The 4,177-nt window shown below is 53.2% G+C and carries 6 protein-coding genes; 1 reads left to right on the top strand and 5 read right to left on the bottom strand.

Annotated features, from left to right (window positions below; genetic code table 11):
- Positions 1-145: 145 nt before the first annotated feature.
- Positions 146-727 carry a helix-turn-helix domain-containing protein gene (locus tag AAIL68_RS17170; RefSeq protein WP_347140993.1) on the top strand — a complete coding sequence of 194 codons (582 nt, stop codon included), beginning with the start codon at positions 146-148 and terminating at the stop codon, positions 725-727.
- A 48-nt stretch (positions 728-775) separates the two neighbouring features.
- Here the strand turns inward: AAIL68_RS17170 and AAIL68_RS17165 are convergent, their stop codons facing one another.
- From AAIL68_RS17165 to AAIL68_RS17145, 5 genes are all read right to left on the bottom strand, one after another.
- A complete protein-coding gene (locus AAIL68_RS17165) occupies positions 776-1,093 on the bottom strand; it encodes a hypothetical protein (protein ID WP_347140992.1) in 318 nt (105 codons plus the stop codon).
- A gap of 59 nt (positions 1,094-1,152) precedes the next feature.
- On the bottom strand, positions 1,153-1,563 hold the full coding sequence (locus tag AAIL68_RS17160) for a helix-turn-helix transcriptional regulator (RefSeq protein WP_347140990.1): 411 nt from the start codon (positions 1,561-1,563) through the stop codon (positions 1,153-1,155).
- Complete coding sequence (locus AAIL68_RS17155; protein ID WP_347140988.1) at positions 1,553-2,029, bottom strand: hypothetical protein; 477 nt, start codon at positions 2,027-2,029, stop codon at positions 1,553-1,555. The genes AAIL68_RS17160 and AAIL68_RS17155 overlap by 11 nt, the downstream gene beginning before the upstream one ends.
- Before the next feature lie 210 nt (positions 2,030-2,239).
- A complete protein-coding gene (locus tag AAIL68_RS17150) occupies positions 2,240-2,641 on the bottom strand; it encodes a hypothetical protein (RefSeq protein ID WP_347140986.1) in 402 nt (133 codons plus the stop codon).
- Positions 2,638-3,627 carry a replication initiation protein gene (locus AAIL68_RS17145; RefSeq protein ID WP_347140985.1) on the bottom strand — a complete coding sequence of 330 codons (990 nt, stop codon included), beginning with the start codon at positions 3,625-3,627 and terminating at the stop codon, positions 2,638-2,640. Before AAIL68_RS17145 ends, AAIL68_RS17150 begins: the two co-directional genes overlap by 4 nt.
- Between the last annotated feature and the right edge of the window lie 550 nt (positions 3,628-4,177).

The raw sequence follows: 4,177 nt of genomic DNA, 5'->3' as shown, positions 1-4,177 counted from the left end.
TATGATCGCTGTCCACTGGACTAAAGGAATAGATTTTGGAGCGACTAAGAATGACTTTGATCTGTGAAGGCTATTTATCGGCATGTGTAAATAGCAGGAAATGTAACTTGGATACTTCACAACCTCCAGATTGGATACTTCACACATGCCAAAGCGCAAGTTCAGCCGCCTGACAAATGATCAGAAGCAGACGTTGCGAGGCGAACTGGATGCGAAGATCCCGGTCACAGACTTGGCGAAAAAATACGGGGTCAGCCGCCGGACTATCTACAACCTCAAGAACCGCTGGGAGGAGCGCCTGCCGCAGTCCCGCAGCAAGGTGCTGACAGTGCGGGTCAGCGCCGAAGACATGGAGAGGCTGGACGCTCTGGCGAAGGAGCTGGACCTTAGCCGAGCGGACACGGCGCGGCGGGTGCTGCTCTATGCGGCGGGCGTCTACCACATCGAGCCGCCTGAGGCCGGCGAGATCACGACCTTGACGAAGGAGGTGTCCACGATCGGGCAAAACGTGAACCAGGCCGTGCGGGCCATGAACACGGCAGTCCTACGTGGCCAGAAGATCCCGCGCCTGCACCTAGACCAGTTGGCCCAGCAGCTGCACGAGATCGCCCGGCACAACGACCAGGTCCGCAGTCTGATGGTGCGCCGGGCCCAGCAGCAACGGGCGCATGTCGATCAGATCATCGAGGCCATGAAGAGTAACAAAGAGGAAGCAGCATCAGAATAGATGCTTAATACTTTCTGTGATTGCATCTCCACCGTAGTAGCACAGTTACTAACTTGGAACCGGCATAACCTTCAGTTCATCCCTGAAAATAAAATCATCTTTAAAGCCAGATATTTCAATAAAAACATTACCGCTTTCTTCAATGCTCACAGGGAGGCCTGCAAAGTAAAGATTTACTGGCCTTTCCATGTCCTGAATGCTCAAATCTATATCAGCGGTGTGCTGTGTTTTGCTATTAGATCCTATACTAAGTTTAAGGTTTAGTTCTTTATCAGGAATACCGATTAGTTTAACCCAAAAAGACATTGGTGTTACTTGAGGTAGAACCCCTGGAACTAAATCTTCAGAATAGACGCCAATAAGCATAGCTTTTCCGCTGGCCTCAAAGCGTATGTCGTCGCAAAATATTGCGAACCCAGTAATGCTCATTGGTCAGCTCGCTGAATCTCTTTAACTTCAAATACCTTATTGGTATCTTGTGAGCGGGTGCGACTTGTGGCTGTTGATGGATAGGCAACAACCACCTTATTGTTGTAAGAATGTACTTTAATAGCATTGTTACCAGCAGTCGCGCCTACCTTGTGAAGGACTAGTTCAGGACGATAGCCAAGAACTGCTGTTAGTTCACCAATAGTCCTGATTGTGGGATTTCCCACTCCTTTTAGGATTCTTGAAATTACAGACTTATCAACGCCAAGTTCTTCAGCTACTTTCTTTTGAGTTAGCCCATTTTCGGCCTTTGCTGAAACAGCTGCATTAGCGATTTCAGCATGAACCTGCGCAAGAAAACGCGATGCAATTCGATCTTTTCTTGAGAAGATTCTTTTATAAGACATCTGATAAGGCACCATTGGTAAACTTAGGGGGATCCAAGTCAAGATTTTCTCTATCATACTTGGACTGATTTCGATAGCCGGCATAAAGATTTAAGTCTTTACACCTTTTTGCTTGTTCAGCCGCCGCTATGATGAACACGCCTTTTCGCCAAAACCACCCAAAGAAGCGCAGATCATGGGTGCGAAGTTCCCACACGCCATCTTCCTCCGGGCGCAGGCAGTTTGGAGCCATTTGCATCGGAGCGGTTCCAGAGATAAATTGATAGAATAATGCATCCGCTTGATCCTCTGGCTTAAGAGCTCCTGGTACATAGTTGTCGCTTTCTAGCTCTGGCAGAACCTCCTCCAGCCACGTAATTACACGTGCATGCGCGTACATGAGACGCTGTGGTTGTTCGTCAGGATCGAGCTCAACCTCTATTTTCACCAGTAGACCTCGTTCTTCGAGGCTCTGCGGAGTTGGCATTTATGTCAACTGCCTTTCTAGATCAATGGTCTTTCAAAAGTGTTACTGGTTTCCTAGTCGAACGCCCGTTGCTCGAGAAGGTTACGCAACATACTGACAAGATTCTTCAGCATCGCTACCTAATCTTGCTTGTGAGTATGCGCTTTGCACAAGATGTCGGAAGCTCTCTGACCTCGCTTGGGGCTCGTGAGCTACTTCAGATTGAAGGCATTAGAGGCTTTTTCTGCGCCACGGCCACCACTTAAAGCTAGTAGTTGTGGAGGAGCGCTGATCAGTGAGCAGGGCAGTTGCCTGCTGTCGCCAGCGGTCTCGGTCTTCTTTCAAATCGGCCGAGATCTCACGTTCACGGTTAAGCATGGTTTCTAAGGCTTCGATACGTTCTATTAGGCGGGTTTCATCCCGTTCCGCATCGCTTCGCTTCGCACTATCATCAGGTTCCAAACCGAACGCCCGCGACAGTTCTGCCGGATCAATTGAATAGCTGCCATCATCGTTCCGAGTCGCACTAAGCTTCCCTGTTTTGACAGCCCGGTTGATGGTGGATTTGCTCTTGCCCGTGAGCTTTGCAGCCTGTGAAAGAGAGAGTTCCGGCATGGTTGCGCACTGCGTCATCTAGGGGTTCTGGATGGAACCGCTGCTTCATGAACGGAAAAGGCGGAGCGGGCAAGATCCGCCTCGCGCCGGGCCACGGTATAATCCCCAGCTGTGAAGGTTCGGCCGACACGATCCGCCCAGTCCTCGCGTTCTATCTGGGTCAGGCCATGCCACCACGCCAAAGCTGGGTCTGCCTGTGGTTCGTCGGCAATGAGGGGCGGGGCGTCGTCTGTGTGCTGCTGGCGGCGGCGAGCGTTTTGGTGACGCTCATTCTCGGCAACTGTCTCGGCCGCGTCGTGGGGGTCTTTCCAGCGCCAGCGAAAAGTGACGGCATGGACCGAACGGCCCCGCTTTTCCAAAGTCATGCTGACTTCGACTGTGCCATAGTCGTTTACTGCTGCCAGGGCAGGATCAAGGACACGTTTGCGGAATTGCCCCCAAATGGTATAGGCGCGTTTATCAGCTACCCCCATAAGCGAGCGCAGTTCATCCACAGTGAAGGTCCAGAATGGCCGTCCGAGGCGCTTCTTATCGGCAAGCAACACATAAAGCTGGCGGCCATGGCCGGTTAAGCTGTGGGCGGCACGAGCCTCAATTTTGGCAAAGTTCTGGGGACTGCGAAGAGCATGAACGCCTGCAGGCGGGATTAGTGCTCGCACCATCGAACCGCCTTGGGTGATCTTCCATTCGGCTAAGAGGACCGCACCCCAAGGATCGCCTCGCCACTCGCCGCTGAGCTGCACTCCGGTGAGACGCGTCAGACACTCGCGCAGCCAGACATTGTCGCTGCGCCCATTTTCGCCACGTAGCAGCCGGGATGGCACTTCCAGCCAGACGCTGTTGTCTACCTCGGCGGGGATCCGAGCGGCGTCAAGCGCCGAAGCCAATTCCCAGATGGCCGAGACCATGGCCGGGGTTAGGGGCTTGTCGGATCGAAGCGCAACGGCGCTGCTAGGCACAGTGATTTCTCTCATAAATGGACAATTTAAATGGCTTTCGTCCATTTATAAAGTGTCATTTTTACCCTCCGGCGCGTCCACTCATACCCTCCGGCGCGTCCACTCATACCCTCCGGCGCGTCCACTCATACCCTCCGGCGCGTCCATTTTTGCCCTCCGGCGCGTCCATTTTTAGACTACTAGTGTCAGTGTCGGGTGTCGCGGGGAGCGAAGCGACACGCGACACGCGACACCCGACACTGCAGCGAAACTAGCGGCTTGCACCATCTGGCCCCGAAGCTTGCAGCTTTTGGATCAGCGCAGCACCTTGGAGGCGGCACAGATGGCAAGAGCAATCCCCCTATCTGCTATGCCGTTCCAGCGACCATGTCGCAGGCTGAGAAGATCAAGGAAAGCGCTCGGAGGCGATGTAGGGCCTCCAGAGGCTGCCAGGCTCTGCGCAGAGAAGACACACCCGAAAATCCAAGAAGCGGGCTCTAAGAGCCTCTCCGAGGCTCTGCGAGGCCATTGCTGCTCACACCTCTGGTAGCATCGGCTCGGCAGCATTGGCATTCCTTTAGTCTATGATCGCGGTAGTGTCCGCGGACGTGGTGTA

The organism is Paracoccus sp. SSK6 (genome assembly GCF_039770665.1).
Lineage (GTDB): Bacteria > Pseudomonadota > Alphaproteobacteria > Rhodobacterales > Rhodobacteraceae > Paracoccus.
This window is presented reverse-complemented; position numbering and strand designations above follow the sequence as displayed.

Bases quoted from the DNA above. Each gene is read 5' to 3' on its own strand.
- AAIL68_RS17170 (WP_347140993.1), top strand. From the start codon at position 146: ATGCCAAAGCGCAAGTTCAGCCGCCTGACAAATGATCAGAAGCAGACG.
- AAIL68_RS17165 (WP_347140992.1), bottom strand. From the start codon at position 1,093: ATGCTTATTGGCGTCTATTCTGAAGATTTAGTTCCAGGGGTTCTACCT.
- AAIL68_RS17150 (WP_347140986.1), bottom strand. From the start codon at position 2,641: ATGACGCAGTGCGCAACCATGCCGGAACTCTCTCTTTCACAGGCTGCA.
- AAIL68_RS17145 (WP_347140985.1), bottom strand. From the start codon at position 3,627: ATGGACGAAAGCCATTTAAATTGTCCATTTATGAGAGAAATCACTGTG.
- AAIL68_RS17160 (WP_347140990.1), bottom strand. From the start codon at position 1,563: ATGTCTTATAAAAGAATCTTCTCAAGAAAAGATCGAATTGCATCGCGT.
- AAIL68_RS17155 (WP_347140988.1), bottom strand. From the start codon at position 2,029: ATGCCAACTCCGCAGAGCCTCGAAGAACGAGGTCTACTGGTGAAAATA.